Below are 19,500 nucleotides of genomic sequence, written 5' to 3'. Positions count from 1 at the left end.
TTTTGGGTAAGAAAATTACGGAATAAGACATAATTTTACAGCAATAAAGCAAAAAAAACGGCGCCCTAGGGCACCGTATGTAATGAAGTAACAGAAAAACTCAATCTTCTATTATTTATTCTTCGATTTTTGCACCTTCAGGCGTACCTGTGATAACCACATCTGCGCCACGGTGAGCGAACAGACCAACCGTCACAACACCAGCGATACCGTTGATGATATCTTCTAGTTGTTTCGGGTTTTCGATCGCCATGCCATACACATCTAGGATCACGTTGCCGTTATCAGTTGTACAGCCTTCGCGGTAAACTGGGTCACCACCAAGCTTAACCAGTTCGCGTGCCACGTATGAACGTGCCATTGGGATTACTTCAACAGGCAGTGGGAATTTACCCAACACATCAACTGCTTTAGTTCCGTCAACAATACACACAAACTTGTCAGAGATAGCTGCTACGATTTTTTCACGAGTCAAAGCAGCGCCGCCGCCTTTGATCATATCGCGTGAAGCGTTAATCTCGTCTGCGCCATCGACATAGATGTCTAGTTTGAATACGTCGTTGCACTCAAATACTTTGATTTCTAGTGCTTCTAGTTTTTCAGTAGAGGCTACAGAGCTTGAAACCGCACCTTTGATTTTGTCTTTCATTGTGCCAAGTGCGTCGATGAAGTGATTTACTGTAGAGCCAGTACCTACACCTACAATACTGCCTTCTTCAACATATTGAAGTGCTGCCCAGCCCGCTGCTTTTTTCATTTCATCTTGAGTCATGCCATTCTCCTGAATAAGGTCTTGCGCTTTGAATTAATCGTTCGCGTATTGAAGTTAACGTTTATATATCGAGGTTAACGTTTGCGGCGCGATTATAGCGCTTTAATGGTTGTTTTCCCATTGCCAAGTTTTACTCGGAGTCACGATTTTAGGTAACGGAATGTCCCACTCTTCAATCGGTAGGGTATCGACATGTTGGCAATCATGTGCCAAACCAATAGGAGTTGCACCTTCGCCCGTCTCGAACCACTTCGCTAAGGTGCGATCGTAATATCCGCCGCCCATACCTAAACGGTGGCCATGGGAGTCAAAGCCGACAAGGGGCGTAAGAATGAGATCGAGTTGCTGACAAGGTTTAACCAGCATCTGATTGAGCTGAGGTTCGACAATACCGTACTTATTCAAGACCGTCGGTGTGGTTGGCGAGTAGTGCAGAAACAGCAGGTGTCCGGCAGAGAAGGGGTGCAATACTGGTAAATAAGTTTGCTTACCTTGCGCCCATAACCATTCGATTAAAGGTTGGGTATCGAGTTCGCCATCGATAGAGATATAGAGGGCAATATGCTGCGCAGACTGAATCTCATCAAGCTGCATGCATTGCTTAACTAAGTCGATACTGGATTGAGTTTGTTGGTCGCCAGATAAGGCATTGCGCTTGATACGGATCTGTTTGCGAAATTCGCTGCGTGTGAGCGTCTTCATAAGAAGGGATACCCCAAAGTGCCGTTGAGAATAGATGGCCCTTGAACCAGCGAGTTCAAGGCGGATCAGCAATGATTACCGTAGGCTTCTCGGTCGGGCCGAGCATGCTCAATAGCACTCAAGTACTAACCCTTAGGGATTGCTTATCGGCTCGGGGACGTGAATCCTCTGACAAACACTCCAGGGTAAATTTTGTGTACGCTATTGCTGTCCGTGCTTAACTTTACTGAGGACATCTGAAAGTGATGTCGTGAGCTGTTCCATTCGCTCGGTCAGTGCGTTTTGTTCATCATTTGCTTCAAACTTCTTGGTTTGTAATTCGTAGCAAATATTCAGAGCTGCGATAGTCAGCAGCTTCACTTCATTGGTTACCTTAGTACGTTCAGCCATCTCTTTCAATCGATTATCAAGATCGGCCGCCGCTGCAATCAATGACTCTTCTTGCCCTGGTGGACAATTCACTCGAGTCAGTTTTCCTAATATTTCAACGTCTACCGCTTGATTACTCATGATGGATGAACTCTTTAACGCGCTATTTTAAGGCTGTTGCCCTTCGCCATTTTTTGAGAAAGAAAAAGTGCAAGTACCGATGAGGAAGCAATCTCCTCTGAGGGAGAAACTATAGGTAAACCGCTATTAAGATTCAAGCTTTTCAGAGTGACTGTTTGTAAATGAGAGCTTGAGCACACAGTAATTCAGCAAATTGAACAATTGATAGTCAGTCATACTTCAATTGCTGGGGATCGATGCTTACCAGAATTGGGGTGAAGTGGTACGATTATACTATCGATATAAAGAATAACTGAGCGAGCTATCTGATGAGCGAAACTACTTTACCTGACTACCTAACGGTTGCGACTGAACTTCAATCGGCAAGTCTAGCCGTAACCCCTGCTGAGATGCACGGTTTATTAACGGGTATGTTAAGCGGAGGCTTAAGCCTTGCAGATAAAAGCTGGCAACCACTGATCTTCGATTACACCAATGAAGGCATGGGTTGGCCAGATCGCGCATTAACGCTAGCGGAAGCGACACTGAAAGTAACGACCAGTGAAATCACAGGTTCAGGCATGGAACTGTCTATGTTGCTGCCTGACGAAGACGCAAGCGCAAGCCTGTTTGACTTGGCTGACGGTGTGTCTGATTGGATTAACCATTTCATTTCTGGTTTAGGCTTGGTTGGCGCTCAATTGAACAAAGCGTCTGACAGTGCAAAAGAAGCATTAGCTGATCTAGAAGAGATGGCTAAGCTAGGCATTGACGAAGAAGATGATATGGAAGAACAAGCGCAGCTTCTAGAACACGTTATTGAGCACGTAAAAGCGTGCGCACTAACGATTCATGCTGAATTTGGTGCACGCCCATCTGAAGATGCGGCGCCTACCATTCATTAATTCGTTGGCCGGTTTGAGGTTATGATGGCTCAGTATGATGTTGTAATTGCTGGTGGCGCAATGGCAGGGGCAACCTTAGCCCTTGCTTTGAATCACCTAAGCCAAGGTTCACTATCGATTGCGGTAGTGGAGCCTTATCAGGTTGATCATCAAGCTCACCCTGGGTTTGATTCTCGTTCGATTGCTTTGTCTTATGGCACGGTGCAGATCCTGGATTCTTTGCAGTTGTGGCAATCTATCGCTCCGGTCGCGACCCCGATTAAAGATATCCATGTTTCGGATCGCGGGCATGCCGGAATGACAGACATCTACAGTGAAGAGCTTGCTGTAGATGCGCTTGGCTACGTGGTCGAGTTAGCAGATGTGGGTCGAATCTATCAACAGAAACTTGAATCAGAAGCGGCCATTACCATGCTTTGTCCTGAGTCTGTCAGTAAAGTTGAACGTGAAGATGCGTTGACGACGATTGAACTGACAAGTGGGCAAACAGTAACCACCAAGTTATTGGTTGCTGCTGACGGTGCAATCTCAACCTGTTGCCAACAGCTCAATATCTCATTGAGTGAGCACGACTTTGAGCAAGTCGCTGTGATTGCCAATATCGTTTCGAGTGAGCCCCACCAAGGTCGCGCATTTGAGCGTTTTACTCATCATGGGCCAGTTGCTCTATTACCGATGAGTGACAACCGTTTATCGCTGGTTTGGTGTTTAACACCAGAGCAAGCACAAAAAGTGATGACGCTAAACGACAATGAATTTCTTGATCAGCTGCAGAATGACTTTGGCTGGCGACTTGGCCGATTAGAGAAAGTCGGCAAGCGTGCGAGCTACCCTCTGATTCTTCGTCACCGACAGCAAAATATATCTCATCGATTTGCCATTGTTGGTAATGCTGCTCAAACGCTTCACCCAATTGCGGGGCAAGGCTTTAACCTAGGTATCCGAGATGTGGCTTCCTTGGCAGAAGAGTTGTGTACCCAGTTAGATGATGTGGGTCGTTACCGTGGTCTTGTTAACTTTAGAAAGCGTAGAGAACAAGACAGAGACGCAACGATTACGTTGACTTCAAGCCTAGTTCACCTGTTCTCAAACGATTATATGACCGCTCGCATTGGGCGTAATCTTGGGTTAGCCGTAATAGATAACCTTCCACCACTTAAAGGTCCACTTTTGCGTCATACGCTTGGCCTAGTAGAAAGATAAGGTAATAAATAATGATGCAAAGTGTTGATATCGCGATTGTTGGTGGTGGCATGGTTGGCCTAGCGCTTGCTGCTGCCCTGAAAGATAGTGACCTAAGAATTGCTGTCATTGAAGGCAGGGCTCCCAGCGAAGGGCTGAGTGAGCTGCCTGATGTACGTGTATCCGCGTTGAGTCGTTCTAGTGAAGTGATTCTTCGTAACTTAGGCGCATGGCAAGGTATCGAACAAAGACGCGCTGCACCTTATCAAGCGATGGAAGTGTGGGAGCAAGACAGCTTTGCTCGTATTGAGTTTGACTCGACACGCTTGGCTCAGCCTAATCTTGGTCATATCGTTGAAAACCGCGTGATTCAACTAGCACTGCTTGATCAGGTTAAGAAGCAAGACAATGTCAGTCTGTATATGCCTGCAACGTGCAAAACGATGGCGATTGGTGAAAGCGAAGCATGGTTAACGCTAGATAATGGCCAAGCTCTGACAGCTAAGTTAGTTGTTGGAGCGGACGGCGCAAACTCTTGGGTTCGTAAGCAGCAAGATATCCCACTAACACATTGGGATTACGGACACAGTGCGATTGTCGCGAACATCAAAACCACAGAGCCGCACCACAGCGTTGCTCGTCAAATATTCACGCCTCAAGGCCCATTGGCATTCCTACCAATGCAACCAAGCAACATGAGCTCGATTGTTTGGTCTACGGAACCAAACCGTGCCGAGAAGCTGGTATCCATGTCGGATGCTGATTTTAATAAGCAGCTAACGGCAGAGTTCGATTCAAAGCTTGGATTGTGCGAAGTGGTTGGTGACCGTTTTGCCTTCCCACTGCGCATGCGTTATGCGCGTGACTTTGCGGTAGAGCGTGTGGCTTTAGTTGGTGATGCTGCTCATACCATTCACCCATTAGCAGGGCAGGGCGTGAACCTTGGCCTATTAGACGCAGCAAGCTTAGCGCAAGAGCTGTTAAAGCTATGGTCTGCAGGTGAGGATATTGGCACCAAGCGTAATCTTCGCGGCTACGAGCGCTGGAGAAAAGCAGAGGCGGCGAAAATGATTGCTTCAATGCAGGGTTTTAAAGATCTGTTTGAAGGCGATAACCCAGCTAAGAAGCTGATTCGTGGTATCGGTATGAAGCTAGCGGGCCAATTACCGGGTGCGAAAGATGAGATCATGAAGCGCGCACTGGGTTTGTCTGGCAATCTTCCTGACTTAGCTAAGCGTCCTGTGACTCATCGATAATGAAATAGTGTTTTGGTGATTTATCGAATCATCATTGATACGAAACTTGGTACGAAAAAAGGGTTGGCATAATGCCAACCCTTTTTGTTTTTAATTCTGTAGATAATCAGGTCATGCGTACGCGCAGCGCAGTTTCATGATTTCACTATTTATTTCTTTCACTGTTTGAAAGTGACGTTTTTCTGCTCGGTCTGGTAGCACTAGCTTACCGTTATCAAACTCAAATTTTCCTACGCCGTAAATGTAGATTCGTCCTTTGAAAAGTCGACTTACATGTTTAGCAATCATACTCGGTGTATAGCGCTTAAACAGTCTCATTCTTAATTATCCTTATATTTACCTAGCCTGCATATTATAGAAAAACTCCGAGATAATAATTGTGATAAGCATGGAGTAATATGCAGTAGCATTGACGTTAATTAGATATTTGTGCTGTTCTAAGCACTTTCTTCAGTAAATATCTATTTTTACGTGAGCTCCTCCCCAAAATAATACTGAGTAGTGAACTGCCGTGAACTTTCCTGTTCGGTATTAAGCAGTGATAATGTTACAAGTATAAGAATAGGCGGGATTTTTTTGTTTGTGTAATCAAATTGTAAATTTCGGACAAAAAAAAGCCCGTCTAAAACGGGCGAATAGTCACAGATGCATTACACAAAAGTGGATACTGATGTTACTCAGTGGATTCACTTACACTGATTTGCTTAATAGCTAGTCAGTAAATTTACAATAACGCAAATTTAACTTTGTGACTACTTATGCCTTTATTTTGAGTAACTATTTATTAATGGTGTGTTCTTCTTATGACGAAGTTCACACTAAAAATGTACTCAATGAAATATTCAAATGAAGTTTGCGAAGCATGTTCTGATCGAAACGATCATCGACTGATGTCCGCGACAGTCGGTGCACATAGCGCCATAAGATCATTGAGATCCAACGCAACGCCAGCTATTCTGTCGCCGGAGCTAATGGTTACGGTCGAGTTGTTTTGAATGGAAGGATCAAAAATGATCGGCATGTGTCTCTTGAGAGCGAGCGGGCCAACACAACCCACTTTAAAGCCGGTGATCGCTTCAACATCAGCGAGCGACACGCAGGTCATTCGACGGCAATTCAGTACCGAGCGTACTTTCTTGGGGTCGACAGAGCGATCGCCAGCAGTACAGGCTAACGCATACTGGTTGCCCATATCCTTGAGCAGGATGCACTTCACCATTTGAGAGGCGTCGATGCCTCGCTCTTGTGCGGTTTCTTCAATGCTGGTGGTTGGCTTGCTTTGCATCAGCAGGCGATAGTTCACCTGCTGTTGATCCAGCCATTGTGTAATCAGCGTTTCCACGTGGTTACTCATCGTCAAGGCTGTACGGCAGTGGCAGGATATTCCATGTTTGATCAGGCTGCGCGGTCAGTCGAAGCTGAACATCGTCATCAAGGTTGTTTGGAAGTACCATCAAACCAATCGCTTGGTTATCAGCAAATTGATAGACGTTTAATAGTCGGCCTGCGCCACGCCAGTTCTCACCCACGCTACGCTCTAGTTCAATTGGGTTCTCTAGAGACAATACTTCTGCTGTTGTTCCTGAAACAATACGCATCTCACGCTTGTTCATGCCACGATACTTGGCACGAGCTACCGTTTCTTGACCTGTGTAACAGCCTTTTGAAAAGCTGATACCACCAATCGCTTGCAGGTTAAGTGCTTGAGGGATGTGCTCGTTTTGTTCTTCTTTCGATAGGTTAGGCTGAGCATCAAGAATTTCATGATATTGCCAAAGTGCTTCTGATACTTTTTCTGCTGAGCCACTTGATACTAAAGTTGCAGCAACATCTTCCGTAATAAGCAGCGCCCAACGATTGTCAGAGACTTTAACCGCTGTGCCACCAGAGATAGCACGCACGTTACCTTGGACTTCTGAAATTGAATCAATGTATTGATCCGCAGACGCGCCCATCACACCGATAACAACATCTGTCGTTTGTTCAATATCAACCTTAGAGAACACGGCGTATTTTTTGATTTCGACCAGTTCTACTTCAATCGCAGATTTAGGCTGCATGAGTGCGTAACCGCCATTGTGATGGAACAGGCGGAAGATACTCCATACCTTTCCTTTTGCATCACAGTGCGCGCCTAACGTGGATTCATCATTAGGAAGAGTGACGACATCGCACGTTACTTGACCCTGTAGGTACGACTTTTTGTCATCGCCTATCATGGTAATTGCACTCCAGTCTGACACGTGTGTCATCATCAGTTCTGGAAGCGATTCATTTTGCGTATGAGCGAGTGGCTGAAATGTGTTTTTCCAATCCATTTTATCTTTCCTAAGAATTTTATTTGGCTCTATGTTAATCCGGTTCTGTTTCTTTGTCAGCCTAGGTTTTTTTGTGAGCTTAGATAGGGACTGTGACTCACATAGTAGTTGCAGGGCGTATGACTTGTTACACTCCGAGAAAGAAAAATTATAGGTGAGGATAGCCAATGTACACTGCAGAGCAGAAAGCACGAATTAAATGGGGTTGCCGTCGCGGCATGTTAGAACTTGATGTAGTCATCATGCCATTTTTCGAAGAGTGTTTTGATTCATTGCAAGAGCAGGAACAGCGCGAGTTTGTTTCTCTGTTAGAGTGTGATGACCCAGATTTGTTTACTTGGGTAATGGGACACGGACGCAGTGAAAACCTAGGTCATGCATCAATGGTTGATAAAATTGTCGCACACAACCTCAGCAAGGTTCGTTAAGCTTCAGCTTAACCCTTCGTATTCCGCATTATTTGCAAAAGGCACTATTTTTGGGTGCCTTTTGTTTTTCATCGCCCTGTCTTCTATTCCACTTACCGCCAGCCTTTATTGCTTAGCTTTAATGATCCGTTTGTTCAGAAGCAACCATGTGATTCTAAATAGTGCCTACGGGCGTTTTGATTACAAAGAGGATGGTGATATTCGACTCAATGACCGAACTTACCGACTCAAGTCCGTTGATAGAATCTGGGCGCAGTTCTTCGTTAAATTGCAGTTTGAATGCGGGTATTCGGTACTGCTTTGGCGAGACAGCTGTTGCGAGCGCGAATATCGTCATTTTCTGGCGAACTTACAACGAGCACGCTAGATAAAAGAAAGCGTTAGACAAAAGAAAAGGGAGCACTCGGCTCCCTTTCGTTTAATCATTTTTCGCTGACGGCTAATTCGCTAAGCACGTTTAACCAATTATTATGCTTGGCGTTTCTCTGGCGTCAGAATCGTTGGGCCACTGTCTTCAGCAAGTTCAGGGTAATCCAACGTGTAGTGAAGGCCGCGGCTCTCTTTACGTTGCATTGCACAACGAACCATTAGCTCTGCCACTTGTAGCAAGTTACGCAGTTCTAATAGGTTATTCGAAACCTTGAAGTAGCTGTAGTACTCATGAGTTTCTTGTTGCAGCATCTGAATACGACGCAATGCACGCTCTAGTCGTTTATCCGTTCGAACAATGCCCATGTAATCCCACATGAACAGGCGCAGTTCGTGCCAGTTGTGTTGAATGATAACTTCTTCATCACTGTTGGTGACTTGGCTTTCATCCCATGCTGGCAGTTCAGCGCACAGTTGAGATTGGTCGATGTTCTCAACGATATCTTTTGCTGCTGCCCATGCGTAAACCACACACTCAAGCAGTGAGTTAGAAGCCATACGGTTTGCACCGTGTAAGCCGGTGTAGCTCACTTCGCCAATCGCATACAAGTTCGTTAGGTCGGTTTGACCTTGCTTATTCACCATGACACCACCACAAGTGTAGTGAGCAGCTGGCACGATAGGGATCGGCTCTTTGGTCATATCGATGCCCAAGTCCATCAAGCGTGTATGGATCATCGGGAAGTGCGTTGTGATGAATTCTTCAGGCTTGTGGCTGATATCAACATACATGCAGTCGGCACCCAAGCGCTTCATTTCGAAGTCAATTGCACGAGCAACCACATCACGTGGCGCCAGTTCACCGCGCTCATCGAAGTCCTTCATAAAGCGAGAGCCATCTGGACGACGCAAGTAGGCACCTTCACCACGCAGTGCTTCCGTTAACAGGAAGTTACGCGCTTCTGGGTGGAATAAACACGTTGGGTGGAACTGGTTGAACTCAAGGTTTGCCACACGACAACCCGCACGCCAAGCGATAGCAATACCATCACCTGAAGAGACATCTGGGTTAGAGGTGTACTGGTAAACCTTTGAAGCGCCGCCTGTTGCTAGTACAACAAATTTAGCGCGCACGGTTTCAACGTGTTCTTGGTTACGGTTCCAAATATAGGCACCGATCACCTTGTCTTTTGAACCACCAATCTTATCTTCAGTAATCAAATCCAGCGCATTGTGGCGCTCGAAGATCTCGATATTTGGGTGGTTGTTGACGTTATCTTGTAGTGAGGTTTGCATCGCCATGCCAGTTGCATCGGCCGCGTGCAGTATTCTGCGGTGACTGTGGCCACCCTCACGAGTGAGGTGATATTTTGGTTGGCCTTCTGTGCTGTTCTCATCTTTATCAAATGGAACACCGCCATCAATCAGCCATTGCACACACTCTTTCGCATTTTCAGCAATGAATTGAACTGTATCTTCTTCGCATAACCCAGCCCCAGCTATTTGAGTATCCTCTACATGAGACTCAATACTGTCCGACTCATCGAACACCGCGGCGATACCACCTTGTGCGTAATACGTCGATCCTTCGCTGCGTGGTCCTTTGCTTAATACAATTACTTTTGCATGTTCTGCTACGCGTAAGGCTAATGACAAGCCTGCCGCACCACTTCCTACCACTAATACATCACACTGATGTTCACGGTTTGCGTTCATAAAACTTATTAAATCCCGGGCTATAGTCGAGTTGTCTACTCTCAATTGACTTTGTCTTGTTTTAGGAGTTTGGGTAAGACTGTTATAATCTCTCCAGAGTCATCCTTAAACGCTATGCAAAATCAATATATAGACAGCTATCTAGAAATATTTAATTGCTCAATACCATTGCTTTTGCTCAAGTTTCCCCAAATTGATAGGGATAGCTATTTTTATTACATCACATTGTGAAACAATAATGGCAAATAATTTTAAGAAAGTTGGAACTTTCGGTATTTGGCTTAGTCACAATAGTGCTCTTGTAGACGGTGGTGTCAATACTACATTTCGCATAATTAGTACCCATATCTGTGAAGGTGAGGGTTATAACAATAGGAGTACCCGCTCGAATGAACGAGCAGCTAACCGATCAAGTGTTGATTGAGCGAGTTCAGAGTGGAGATAAGCAGGCATTTAACTTACTAGTGGTTAAGTATCAAAACAAAGTTTGTAATCTTATCTCTCGATACGTGAATAATTCCGGTGATGTACCTGATGTAGCACAAGAAGCTTTTATTAAAGCTTACCGCGCGATACCTAACTTTCGTGGCGAGAGTGCCTTCTATACATGGTTGTACCGAATTGCCGTGAACACCGCTAAAAATCATATCGTTGCTCAAAGCCGTAGGCCGCCAGCAACAGATGTAGATGCAGAAGATGCAGAATATTACGAAACAGGCAGCGCGTTAAAAGAAATATCGAACCCTGAGAACTTAACGCTGTCAAAAGAATTGAAACAAGTCGTTTTTGGAGCGATTGAAGCGCTACCAGAAGACCTAAAAACTGCAATGACGTTGCGAGAGCTCGAAGGTTTGAGCTACGAAGAGATTGCAGAAGTAATGGATTGCCCTGTAGGAACCGTACGTTCGCGTATTTTCCGAGCTCGTGAAGCGGTGGAAAAGAAAATCAAACCTCTTTTGCAACGCTAGAACTTGTAATAATTATGGTGAAAATAATGGCTGATAAAGAAAAGCTTTCGGCACTCATGGATGGTGAAACGATCGATAAAGCTCTCATTGTAGATCTCGAATCCGATCAAGAAAGCATGGATACCTGGCAGAGTTACCATTTAATTGGTGATGTTATGCGTGGGGATGCGCCAGAAACTCCAGAGTGGAACATTGCTAATAGTGTAGCGGCAGCGCTTGAGAACGAGCCTGCACATGGTTCAATGTCGAACCTGCACCAAGTTAATGTTGAACCTACTGTTGCTCCAATTGAAGAGCAGCCTAAACCTCAGCAAGCGAAGCGTCAGCTTCCGGCGTGGTTACAACAGTTTGGACAAGTTGCCGTGGCAGCGTGTGTTTCATTAGCCGTTGTATTAGGTGTGCAACAATATGGTGGCAGCGACCCTGCAGCACCAGAGCAGTTGCCTGTACTCCAGACGATTCCATTTGCGGGTTCTGCGGAACCAGTAAGCTTAACGCGTGACTCTGTTGAGAAACCAGCATCTGAAGCTAACTTGCAAGAGCAGCGCAAACGCGTTCATGCAATGTTAGAAGATTATGAGCTGCAGCTAAGATTAAACAGTGATGCATCGCCAATGCAAGATGCACATCTAGAATCGGACATTGAATGAAGAAAATCCTGGTCAGTGCACTGACACTGTTCAGCTTGATGTCTCCAACAGCCTTTGCAGAGGAAACCACTGCAAAGGCCTTGTTGCATCAAATGAACGAGGCCAGTCAGCATCTAAATTACGAACTCTCCTACATTTTGATAAAGAAGAGCAGTATTGAGCCTCTTGTTTATCGCCATGCGGTTAACGACGACCAACAACTTGCACACCTTGTTTACCTAAGCGGCCCTGTTCGTGAAGTCATTCGACGTGGCAATGAAGTTAGCTACATCGAACCGGGTACAGAGCCATTTACGATTCAGTCTGGCAGCATGGTTGCACCTGTTATTCCGATGATTAATCGAGATATCGAATCTCTGAATCAGTACTACGACTTTGTGAAAGTTGGGCGCTCTCGTGAAGCGGGCAGCACCACTCAAGTGCTGCGCGTCGTGCCGAAAGACGGCCTTCGCTACTCTTACGTGGTTTGGGTCGACGAAAAAACGAGTCTTCCTTTGCGTGCCGACCTTTTGGATCGTGATGGCGAAGTGCTTGAACAGTACCGCACTATCTCTTACGTGGTGAACGATAAGATTGCTGAAGCGATGGGTGGCTTGAACCAAGCTCAATTGCCGAAAGTTTTATCCTTGCCGGAAGGCTTAGTGAGTGAAACTAACTGGCAAGCGTCGTGGATTCCTGAAGGGTTTAAGTCAAAAGAGCTTAGCCGCTATCAAATGGCTGCGACCGATAAAATGGTTGAAAGTCAGCTTTTCAGTGATGGATTGTTTAGTTTTTCGGTTTATATCGCTGAAAAAGACGAGCACTCATTGAAAGGGCAGCTGGTACGTCAAGGGCGTAGAACCTTGCATAGCTTAGTGATTGGCGACAAAGAGATCTCAGTGGTTGGTGACATTCCGCCGGCAACTGCAAAACGTATTGCTCAGTCAGTTACATTCAATAAATCGGTACAAGCGCAATGATGACCGCGCTGGCGACCGTTAGCTCGGTTGAACAAAAAGGTAAGCAATACTTTGTTCAACTGAGCTGCGAACAACAAACCAGTTGCAGCAGTTGCTCTTCTCAAAAAAGTTGCGGTACGGGTATTGTGACCAAGGCTGTTGGCAATAAATCTTTGTTTTGGCAGCTTAAAACCAAAAGCTTAGTTAAAACAGGACAAATCGTAGAAATTGGCTTTCCAGAAAAAAGCCTACTTCAATCGGCAGCCATTGTTTATCTCATCCCACTTTTCATGTTGATGATTGGTGCTGGTTTTGGACAACTCTTGTTACAACCCTTACTCCAAGGGGGCGAGGGCATTGTTATCTTAAGTGCAGCGCTGTTTACTGCTGGTGGGATTGCCTTAGCGAAGCGGTTAGCCAAACCCATGGAAGACAAATCCAAGCAAGAAGTCGTCTTGATTCGAATCCTAGGTGAGTCTCTCGTCTAATTTATGATGCTTCTTGCCCTTAAATTGGGTAGAATCTGCCAACTTGATTGAAATGCCGCCACCAATGCTGACTGTAGATTGGACGCGTCGCGGCTTTCTTATTATCCCTATTCAAAGAGTTTAGTCACACCAAGCCTATGAAGCACATTCGTAATTTTTCGATTATCGCCCACATCGACCACGGTAAGTCGACCCTTTCTGACCGCTTAATCCAAGTTTGTGGAGGATTAAGTGAACGTGAGATGGCAGCTCAAGTCCTCGATTCTATGGATATAGAACGCGAGCGTGGTATTACAATTAAAGCGCAGAGTGTGACTTTAGATTACAAAGCTAAAGATGGTGAAACTTACCAACTTAACTTTATCGACACTCCTGGACACGTAGACTTCTCTTACGAAGTATCTCGTTCTCTAGCGGCTTGTGAAGGCGCACTACTTGTAGTGGATGCTGGCCAAGGTGTTGAAGCACAAACTCTAGCAAACTGTTACACAGCAATCGAAATGGAACTGGAAGTAGTGCCAATCTTGAACAAGATTGACTTACCTGCAGCTGAACCAGAACGTGTTGCTGAAGAAATCGAAGAGATCGTTGGCATCGATGCGATGGAAGCGACTCGCTGTTCTGCGAAAACAGGTTTGGGTGTTGATGATGTTCTAGAAAACATCGTAACGGCAATCCCGCCACCGGAAGGTGATCCTGAAGCGCCTCTACAAGCGTTGATCATTGACTCTTGGTTCGATAACTACCTTGGCGTAGTTTCTTTGGTTCGTATCAAAAACGGTAAGCTGAAGAAGAACGACAAGATCAAAGTAATGTCGACAGACCAAGTATGGGGTGTTGACCGTCTAGGTATCTTCACGCCTAAGCAAATCGACACGACAGAGCTAAATACTGGCGAAGTAGGTTGGGTTGTTTGTGGTATTAAAGACATCCTAGGTGCACCAGTTGGTGATACGTTGACGCTTGCAAAAGGCGGCAGCACTGAACGTCTACCTGGTTTCCAAAAAGTGAAGCCTCAGGTATACGCAGGTCTATTCCCTGTATCATCTGATGACTACGAAAACTTCCGTGACGCGTTAGGCAAACTAAGCCTGAACGATGCATCACTGTTCTTCGAACCAGAAAGTTCAGCAGCACTTGGTTTTGGTTTCCGTTGTGGCTTCTTAGGAATGCTTCACATGGAGATCATCCAAGAGCGTCTAGAGCGTGAATACGACCTAGACCTAATCACAACTGCTCCAACAGTAGTGTATGAAGTTGTAAAAACAGATAAAACGGTTCTTTACGTTGATAGCCCGGCTAAACTGCCAGCGGTTAATGACCTAGAAGAAATTCGTGAGCCAATTGCACGCTGTAATATTCTGGTACCTTCGGATTACCTAGGTAACGTAATCACACTGTGTGTTGAGAAGCGTGGCGTACAAGTAGACATGGTTTACCACGGTAACCAAGTTGCTGTGACGTACGATCTTCCTATGGCAGAAGTAGTTCTAGACTTCTTCGACCGTCTGAAGTCAACGTCTCGCGGCTATGCATCATTGGATTACAACTTCCAACGTTACGAGCCATCAAACATGGTACGTGTAGACGTACTGCTGAATGGCGAAACGGTTGATGCACTAGCGATCATTACGCATAAAGATATTGCTCAGTCTCGTGGTCGTCTACTGGTAGAGAAGATGAAAGAATTCATCCCTCGTCAGATGTTCGATATCGCGATTCAAGCAGCGATTGGTAACCACATCATTGCTCGTTCTACAGTGAAACAACTGCGTAAGAACGTAATCGCAAAATGTTACGGTGGTGATATCAGTCGTAAGAAGAAACTTCTTAAGAAACAAAAAGAAGGTAAGAAGCGTATGAAGCAGATCGGTAACGTTGAACTGCCTCAAGAAGCATTCTTAGCAATTCTTCATGTTGGTAAAGACTAGGTATCAATCGCACTAACTATCTGCTGAACATTACTGGTTAAAATCGTTTATTTCTTTGTTGCAAAGATTGCAATTAGGCCCACTAGTCACTGCACTTTGCGCCTCGAACTAAACGATTTTTCCTGCGTAATCTCCCCCAGCATTTAGTCAGCATGATTGATACAGATTAGAAATATTAAGCAGAGTGAAAGGGTTATACTCTTTCACTTTCGTTATTTTTAAAGAAATGAAATTTAAGGGATATCAATGGCTAATACATTTTCGCTTATCTTAGTGATCGTAACTCTAGTGACCGGTATTGTATGGGCGTTGGAAAAGTTTGTGTGGGCGAAGAAGCGCCAGAAAAAACTTGCTGACGTTGAAGCACAATCGAATGGCCTAGACGCTGAAACGAGCGCAAAAGTTACGGCTCAGCCTTGGTGGGTTGAGAACAGTGTGTCCATTTTCCCGGTAATTGCATTTGTTTTGATCTTGCGTTCATTCATCTATGAACCGTTTCAAATCCCTTCTGGCTCGATGATGCCAACTCTTTTGGTTGGTGATTTCATCTTGGTAGAGAAGTACGCGTACGGTCTAAAAGACCCAGTATGGCGCACTCAATTGGTAGAAACAGGCAAGCCAGAACGCGGTGACTCAATCGTATTTAAGTACCCACCTCAGCCAAATATCGACTACATTAAGCGTGTTGTTGGTATGCCTGGTGACACGATTCGCTACAGCAGTCGTAAAGAGATCTGCATTCAGGCGAAGGGTACAAGTAGCTGTGAACCAGTGAAACTAAGTAATGTTGAAGAGAGCCAATTTATTCAAGATGGTGTGCCTCTGATTCAGCTGAACGAACAGCTTGGAGACGTAGAGCACCAGATTTTAGTTAACCCATTACGCCGTGATCGTGTGCAAGCATATCAGCCTCGCAATGGTGTTAACGAATGGGTCGTTCCAGAAGGCCAGTACTTTGTGATGGGTGATAACCGTGACAACAGTGCCGATAGCCGTTACTGGGGCTTTGTCCCTGAAGCAAACCTTGTTGGTAAGGCCGTTGCTATTTGGATCAGCTTCGAGTTTGAACGCGGTTCAGACAGTGTACTTCCAACATGGATTCCTACTGGTGTGCGTTTTAATCGCATCGGTGGGATTCATTAATCGATCACATAACACATCGAGAGAGCATGAATTCTCCAATTGATAAACTAGAGAGAAAGATTGGCTATCAGTTTAATGATGCCGATCTTATCCACTTGGCGCTGACTCACCGCAGCGCCGCAGGTAAACATAACGAACGTCTTGAGTTTCTGGGCGATTCAATTTTAAGTTTTGTTATCGCTGATGATCTTTACCACCGTTTTCCTAAGGTAAACGAAGGTGATATGAGCCGCATGCGCGCAACATTAGTACGTGGTCATACATTGGCAGAACTAGGTCGTGAATTCGAACTAGGAGATTACTTAAAATTAGGTCCAGGTGAGTTGAAGAGTGGCGGTTTCCGTCGTGATTCTATTCTAGCGGATGCGGTTGAAGCGATCATCGGCGCTGTCTATTTAGACAGTGATACCGAGACGGTTCGCGGCATTATTTTAAGCTGGTACCAATCTCGCCTAGATGCTATTCAGCCTGGAGTATCTCAAAAAGATCCGAAAACTCGCCTACAAGAGTTTTTGCAAGGTCGAAGAAATCCTCTACCTGTCTACACAGTGACTAATATTAAAGGTGAAGCACACAACCAAGAGTTTACGGTTGAGTGTGAAGTGGCAGGTGTGGATAAACCTGTTATCGGTAAAGGCACTAGCCGCCGCAAGGCAGAACAAGCGGCTGCTGAAACAGCATTAGAGCAACTAAGCAATGTCTGATAACAACCAAGATTTCGATATCGATGCATTCTTTTCATCTGATAGCAAACAAACAGGCCTACCGGAAAACCAACACTGTGGCTTCATCGCTATTGTCGGTCGCCCAAACGTAGGTAAGTCGACGCTTCTGAACCATATTCTGGGTCAGAAGATCTCTATTACATCACGTAAACCACAGACGACACGTCACCGTATTATGGGCGTTGAAACTGAGGGTGATTACCAAGCGATCTTTGTTGATACTCCTGGACTTCATATTGAAGAAAAGCGTGCCATCAACCGCTTGATGAACCGTGCGGCGAACAGCTCACTGAGTGATGTAAACCTAGTATTCTTTCTTGTCGATGGTACTCACTGGACTGACGACGATGAGATGGTTCTGAACAAACTGAAGAAGACTGACTTCCCAGTTGTACTTTGCATCAACAAAGTAGATAACGTTCAAGACCGTACTAACGTGATGCAGCACATGATGGAAGTCTCTAAGAAGATGGACTTCATTGATGTTGTGCCAATCTCTGCGAAGCAAGGTAAAAACATTGATGTACTGCGTAAGCACGTACGTGAACATTTACCTAAAGCGACACACCACTTCCCTGAAGAATACGTGACTGATCGCTCGCAACGTTTTATGGCCTCTGAAATTATCCGTGAAAAGCTGATGCGCTTTACGGGTGACGAGCTACCTTACTCAGTAACGGTTGAAATCGAACGTTTCGATTACAACCCAGATAACGATGGCTTTCACATCAATGCACTGATTCTTGTTGAGCGTACAGGTCAGAAGAAAATGGTGATTGGTAAAGCGGGCGAGAAGATCAAAACGATTGGTCGTGAAGCGCGTATCGATATGGAAGAGCTATTCGGCCGTAAGGTTTACCTAGAGACTTGGGTCAAGGTTAAATCTGGCTGGGCTGATGATGAGCGTGCACTTCGCTCGTTAGGCTACATCGACGATCTATAATATATTGAACGTCACTTTCTGAGATTAAGAAAGTTGAACTGAAGATAAATCCAAGAGAGAGTGCGAACTCTCTCTTTTTGTATCTGTAATAAGGGTAAGTGATTGAGCGAAGGGTTACAGCGATGCTTTGTGTTGCACCGTCGACCATACAGTGAGTCGAGCCTGATCTTGGACGTCTTCAGCGAAGAGTTCGGTCGGGTGACGTTGATGTCTAAAGGCGCTCGCAGCAAGCGTTCTAATTTGAAAGGTGCATTACAACCTTTTACGCCGCTACTGCTTAAGTGGTCTGGTAATGGTTCGATGAAAACCTTACGCCAAGCTGAACCCATCAGCTTGGGGCTTCCTCTCGCCGGTATTAATCTGTATTCAGGCATGTACGTGAACGAGCTTATCGGTCGCGTATTGATGGCGGAAGTACCGATGCCTGCACTTTTTCACGACTATCTTCATGCTTTAACAGAGCTGGCGCATAATGATAACCCTGAGCCAGCACTGCGCCGCTTTGAGCTGGCTCTATTATCCGCTATGGGTTATGGCGTCGACTTTTTACACTGCGCGGGCACTGGCGAAGCGATTGATCCGAGCATGACTTATCGCTATCGAGAGCAAAAAGGTTTCATCGCTTCGGTGCGTCGAGACAACCTGACTTTTATGGGCGATGAACTTATCGCAATTAGTGAACGTAGGTTTATCACTAAAGAGCAGTTAAAAGCGGCAAAACGCTTTACACGCATAGCCTTAAAGCCGTATCTTGGCGGCAAACCATTAAAAAGTAGAGAGCTATTTATGCCAACAATAGCCCTCTCTAGAGCACGGAGTATTGGAAAATGAGCTCAATCCTTTTAGGCGTTAATATCGACCATATTGCAACACTACGTAATGCACGTGGTACTAAATACCCAGATCCAGTACACGCAGCTGAAATTGCTGAACGTGCGGGTGCTGACGGCATTACTGTTCACCTGCGTGAAGACCGTCGTCATATCGTTGACCGCGATGTACGTATTCTGGCTGAAACACTTCAAACTCGTATGAATTTGGAGATGGCAGTAACGGATGAGATGGTTCAAATTGCCCTCGATACTAATCCTGAGTTTGTTTGTCTGGTTCCAGAGAAGCGTGAAGAGCTGACCACTGAAGGTGGCTTGGACGTGGTTGGTCAACTTGAAAAGATCAAAGCGGCGACTGAAAAACTGTCTGCTGCTGGCATTAAGGTGTCTCTGTTTATCGATGCTGACCGTGAGCAAATCGACGCAGCAAAAGCGTGTGGCGCACCGTTCATTGAGCTGCACACTGGTCATTACGCCGATGCTAAAACAGAAGAAGACCAACAAGACGAGCTGAAAAAGATTGCTGCAGGCGCAAGCTACGCGGACGATCTTGGTATCACAGTCAATGCTGGCCATGGTCTGACTTACCACAACGTCGCCCCAATTGCGGCTCTTCCTGAGATCTACGAGCTGAACATCGGTCACTCGATCATGGGACGTGCAGTGTTTGATGGTTTGAACAAAGCCGTTGCAGACATGAAAGCCGTGATGGAAACAGCACGCAACAACGCTTAGTTTTTTAAACCG

The 19,500-nt window shown here is 45.5% G+C and carries 22 protein-coding genes and 1 other RNA gene; 15 read left to right on the top strand and 8 right to left on the bottom strand.

All coding sequences use genetic code 11. The features are described 5' to 3' along the window. Positions 1-115 precede the first annotated feature (115 nt). From rpiA to zapA, 4 genes are all read right to left on the bottom strand, one after another. Positions 116-772, bottom strand: a complete 657-nt coding sequence (rpiA, locus tag MSG35_RS22495) for a ribose-5-phosphate isomerase RpiA (RefSeq protein WP_048605825.1) — start codon at positions 770-772, stop codon at positions 116-118. A 102-nt stretch (positions 773-874) separates the two neighbouring features. Beyond that, positions 875-1,474 carry a 5-formyltetrahydrofolate cyclo-ligase gene (locus MSG35_RS22490; RefSeq protein ID WP_248366722.1) on the bottom strand — a complete coding sequence of 200 codons (600 nt, stop codon included), beginning with the start codon at positions 1,472-1,474 and terminating at the stop codon, positions 875-877. Positions 1,475-1,480: 6 nt separating this feature from the next. After that, a non-coding RNA gene (gene ssrS, locus MSG35_RS22485) (6S RNA) lies at positions 1,481-1,664 on the bottom strand. 11 nt (positions 1,665-1,675) lie between these two features. Next, positions 1,676-1,984, bottom strand: a complete 309-nt coding sequence (gene zapA, locus MSG35_RS22480) for a cell division protein ZapA (protein WP_004735366.1) — start codon at positions 1,982-1,984, stop codon at positions 1,676-1,678. A gap of 308 nt (positions 1,985-2,292) precedes the next feature. Between zapA and MSG35_RS22475 the strand changes: the two genes are divergently transcribed. From MSG35_RS22475 to MSG35_RS22465, 3 genes are read left to right on the top strand one after another with little or no spacing between them, the layout of a single operon-like run. Continuing rightward, positions 2,293-2,868 carry a YecA family protein gene (locus tag MSG35_RS22475; protein ID WP_048605821.1) on the top strand — a complete coding sequence of 192 codons (576 nt, stop codon included), beginning with the start codon at positions 2,293-2,295 and terminating at the stop codon, positions 2,866-2,868. 24 nt (positions 2,869-2,892) lie between these two features. Next, entirely contained in the window at positions 2,893-4,071 is a 1,179-nt protein-coding gene (ubiH, locus tag MSG35_RS22470; protein ID WP_172380401.1) for a 2-octaprenyl-6-methoxyphenyl hydroxylase, read from the top strand. 11 nt (positions 4,072-4,082) lie between these two features. Then, a complete protein-coding gene (locus tag MSG35_RS22465) occupies positions 4,083-5,306 on the top strand; it encodes an FAD-dependent 2-octaprenylphenol hydroxylase (protein WP_048605817.1) in 1,224 nt (407 codons plus the stop codon). 111 nt (positions 5,307-5,417) lie between these two features. Here the strand turns inward: MSG35_RS22465 and MSG35_RS22460 are convergent, their stop codons facing one another. The 3 genes from MSG35_RS22460 to ygfZ all read right to left on the bottom strand — a co-directional run bounded on the left by MSG35_RS22460 (position 5,418) and on the right by ygfZ (position 7,624). After that, positions 5,418-5,624, bottom strand: a complete 207-nt coding sequence (locus MSG35_RS22460; RefSeq protein ID WP_009847660.1) for a DUF1107 domain-containing protein — start codon at positions 5,622-5,624, stop codon at positions 5,418-5,420. A 562-nt stretch (positions 5,625-6,186) separates the two neighbouring features. Continuing rightward, entirely contained in the window at positions 6,187-6,648 is a 462-nt protein-coding gene (locus MSG35_RS22455; protein ID WP_248385033.1) for a YbaK/EbsC family protein, read from the bottom strand. 4 nt (positions 6,649-6,652) lie between these two features. Continuing rightward, positions 6,653-7,624, bottom strand: a complete 972-nt coding sequence (ygfZ, locus tag MSG35_RS22450) for a tRNA-modifying protein YgfZ (protein WP_248385032.1) — start codon at positions 7,622-7,624, stop codon at positions 6,653-6,655. Positions 7,625-7,791: 167 nt separating this feature from the next. Here ygfZ and MSG35_RS22445 point away from each other — a divergent pair, with 167 nt between their 5' ends. Beyond that, a complete protein-coding gene (locus MSG35_RS22445; RefSeq protein WP_004735374.1) occupies positions 7,792-8,052 on the top strand; it encodes a succinate dehydrogenase assembly factor 2 in 261 nt (86 codons plus the stop codon). Continuing rightward, complete coding sequence (locus MSG35_RS24110; RefSeq protein WP_348983491.1) at positions 8,000-8,419, top strand: protein YgfX; 420 nt, start codon at positions 8,000-8,002, stop codon at positions 8,417-8,419. Before MSG35_RS22445 ends, MSG35_RS24110 begins: the two co-directional genes overlap by 53 nt. Before the next feature lie 101 nt (positions 8,420-8,520). Here the strand turns inward: MSG35_RS24110 and nadB are convergent, their stop codons facing one another. Then, positions 8,521-10,137, bottom strand: a complete 1,617-nt coding sequence (nadB, locus tag MSG35_RS22435; RefSeq protein ID WP_050620518.1) for an L-aspartate oxidase — start codon at positions 10,135-10,137, stop codon at positions 8,521-8,523. A 389-nt stretch (positions 10,138-10,526) separates the two neighbouring features. Here nadB and rpoE point away from each other — a divergent pair, with 389 nt between their 5' ends. From rpoE to pdxJ, 10 genes are all read left to right on the top strand, one after another. Further along, positions 10,527-11,105 (top strand): RNA polymerase sigma factor RpoE, encoded by a 579-nt coding sequence (gene rpoE / locus MSG35_RS22430; protein WP_008223963.1) that lies wholly within the window; start codon positions 10,527-10,529, stop codon positions 11,103-11,105. A 26-nt stretch (positions 11,106-11,131) separates the two neighbouring features. Then, on the top strand, positions 11,132-11,755 hold the full coding sequence (locus MSG35_RS22425) for a sigma-E factor negative regulatory protein (protein ID WP_048605810.1): 624 nt from the start codon (positions 11,132-11,134) through the stop codon (positions 11,753-11,755). Next, positions 11,752-12,714 carry a sigma-E factor regulatory protein RseB gene (gene rseB, locus MSG35_RS22420; RefSeq protein WP_048605809.1) on the top strand — a complete coding sequence of 321 codons (963 nt, stop codon included), beginning with the start codon at positions 11,752-11,754 and terminating at the stop codon, positions 12,712-12,714. Before MSG35_RS22425 ends, rseB begins: the two co-directional genes overlap by 4 nt. After that, positions 12,711-13,181: a SoxR reducing system RseC family protein gene (locus tag MSG35_RS22415; protein ID WP_248385030.1), complete on the top strand. Its 471-nt coding sequence runs from the start codon at positions 12,711-12,713 to the stop codon at positions 13,179-13,181. The genes rseB and MSG35_RS22415 overlap by 4 nt, the downstream gene beginning before the upstream one ends. A gap of 137 nt (positions 13,182-13,318) precedes the next feature. Beyond that, positions 13,319-15,112: a translation elongation factor 4 gene (lepA, locus tag MSG35_RS22410; protein WP_017059045.1), complete on the top strand. Its 1,794-nt coding sequence runs from the start codon at positions 13,319-13,321 to the stop codon at positions 15,110-15,112. A 246-nt stretch (positions 15,113-15,358) separates the two neighbouring features. After that, positions 15,359-16,255: a signal peptidase I gene (gene lepB / locus MSG35_RS22405; RefSeq protein WP_248385029.1), complete on the top strand. Its 897-nt coding sequence runs from the start codon at positions 15,359-15,361 to the stop codon at positions 16,253-16,255. A gap of 26 nt (positions 16,256-16,281) precedes the next feature. Next, a complete protein-coding gene (gene rnc / locus MSG35_RS22400) occupies positions 16,282-16,959 on the top strand; it encodes a ribonuclease III (protein ID WP_017059043.1) in 678 nt (225 codons plus the stop codon). Beyond that, positions 16,952-17,923 (top strand): GTPase Era, encoded by a 972-nt coding sequence (era, locus tag MSG35_RS22395; protein WP_017629580.1) that lies wholly within the window; start codon positions 16,952-16,954, stop codon positions 17,921-17,923. The genes rnc and era overlap by 8 nt, the downstream gene beginning before the upstream one ends. A 102-nt stretch (positions 17,924-18,025) precedes the next feature. Further along, positions 18,026-18,754 carry a DNA repair protein RecO gene (recO, locus tag MSG35_RS22390; protein WP_019826299.1) on the top strand — a complete coding sequence of 243 codons (729 nt, stop codon included), beginning with the start codon at positions 18,026-18,028 and terminating at the stop codon, positions 18,752-18,754. Then, positions 18,751-19,488: a pyridoxine 5'-phosphate synthase gene (gene pdxJ / locus MSG35_RS22385; protein ID WP_048605801.1), complete on the top strand. Its 738-nt coding sequence runs from the start codon at positions 18,751-18,753 to the stop codon at positions 19,486-19,488. The genes recO and pdxJ overlap by 4 nt, the downstream gene beginning before the upstream one ends. Positions 19,489-19,500 lie beyond the last annotated feature (12 nt).

It is taken from the genome of Vibrio sp. 1CM23M, from assembly GCF_023161755.1.
In the GTDB taxonomy this organism is placed as follows: domain Bacteria; phylum Pseudomonadota; class Gammaproteobacteria; order Enterobacterales; family Vibrionaceae; genus Vibrio; species Vibrio coralliirubri.
The sequence above is the reverse complement of the archived record's forward strand: the minus strand, read 5'-3'. Positions and strand labels throughout refer to the sequence as shown.

Excerpts from the sequence above, each read along its gene's own strand:
- rpiA (WP_048605825.1), bottom strand. The coding sequence starts at position 772 with ATGACTCAAGATGAAATGAAAAAAGCAGCGGGCTGGGCAGCACTTCAA.
- MSG35_RS22490 (WP_248366722.1), bottom strand. The coding sequence starts at position 1,474 with ATGAAGACGCTCACACGCAGCGAATTTCGCAAACAGATCCGTATCAAG.
- zapA (WP_004735366.1), bottom strand. The coding sequence starts at position 1,984 with ATGAGTAATCAAGCGGTAGACGTTGAAATATTAGGAAAACTGACTCGA.
- MSG35_RS22475 (WP_048605821.1), top strand. The coding sequence starts at position 2,293 with ATGAGCGAAACTACTTTACCTGACTACCTAACGGTTGCGACTGAACTT.
- ubiH (WP_172380401.1), top strand. The coding sequence starts at position 2,893 with ATGGCTCAGTATGATGTTGTAATTGCTGGTGGCGCAATGGCAGGGGCA.
- MSG35_RS22465 (WP_048605817.1), top strand. The coding sequence starts at position 4,083 with ATGATGCAAAGTGTTGATATCGCGATTGTTGGTGGTGGCATGGTTGGC.
- MSG35_RS22460 (WP_009847660.1), bottom strand. The coding sequence starts at position 5,624 with ATGAGACTGTTTAAGCGCTATACACCGAGTATGATTGCTAAACATGTA.
- ygfZ (WP_248385032.1), bottom strand. The coding sequence starts at position 7,624 with ATGGATTGGAAAAACACATTTCAGCCACTCGCTCATACGCAAAATGAA.
- MSG35_RS22445 (WP_004735374.1), top strand. The coding sequence starts at position 7,792 with ATGTACACTGCAGAGCAGAAAGCACGAATTAAATGGGGTTGCCGTCGC.
- MSG35_RS24110 (WP_348983491.1), top strand. The coding sequence starts at position 8,000 with ATGCATCAATGGTTGATAAAATTGTCGCACACAACCTCAGCAAGGTTC.
- nadB (WP_050620518.1), bottom strand. The coding sequence starts at position 10,137 with ATGAACGCAAACCGTGAACATCAGTGTGATGTATTAGTGGTAGGAAGT.
- rpoE (WP_008223963.1), top strand. The coding sequence starts at position 10,527 with ATGAACGAGCAGCTAACCGATCAAGTGTTGATTGAGCGAGTTCAGAGT.
- MSG35_RS22425 (WP_048605810.1), top strand. The coding sequence starts at position 11,132 with ATGGCTGATAAAGAAAAGCTTTCGGCACTCATGGATGGTGAAACGATC.
- rseB (WP_048605809.1), top strand. The coding sequence starts at position 11,752 with ATGAAGAAAATCCTGGTCAGTGCACTGACACTGTTCAGCTTGATGTCT.
- MSG35_RS22415 (WP_248385030.1), top strand. The coding sequence starts at position 12,711 with ATGATGACCGCGCTGGCGACCGTTAGCTCGGTTGAACAAAAAGGTAAG.
- lepA (WP_017059045.1), top strand. The coding sequence starts at position 13,319 with ATGAAGCACATTCGTAATTTTTCGATTATCGCCCACATCGACCACGGT.
- lepB (WP_248385029.1), top strand. The coding sequence starts at position 15,359 with ATGGCTAATACATTTTCGCTTATCTTAGTGATCGTAACTCTAGTGACC.
- rnc (WP_017059043.1), top strand. The coding sequence starts at position 16,282 with ATGAATTCTCCAATTGATAAACTAGAGAGAAAGATTGGCTATCAGTTT.
- era (WP_017629580.1), top strand. The coding sequence starts at position 16,952 with ATGTCTGATAACAACCAAGATTTCGATATCGATGCATTCTTTTCATCT.
- pdxJ (WP_048605801.1), top strand. The coding sequence starts at position 18,751 with ATGAGCTCAATCCTTTTAGGCGTTAATATCGACCATATTGCAACACTA.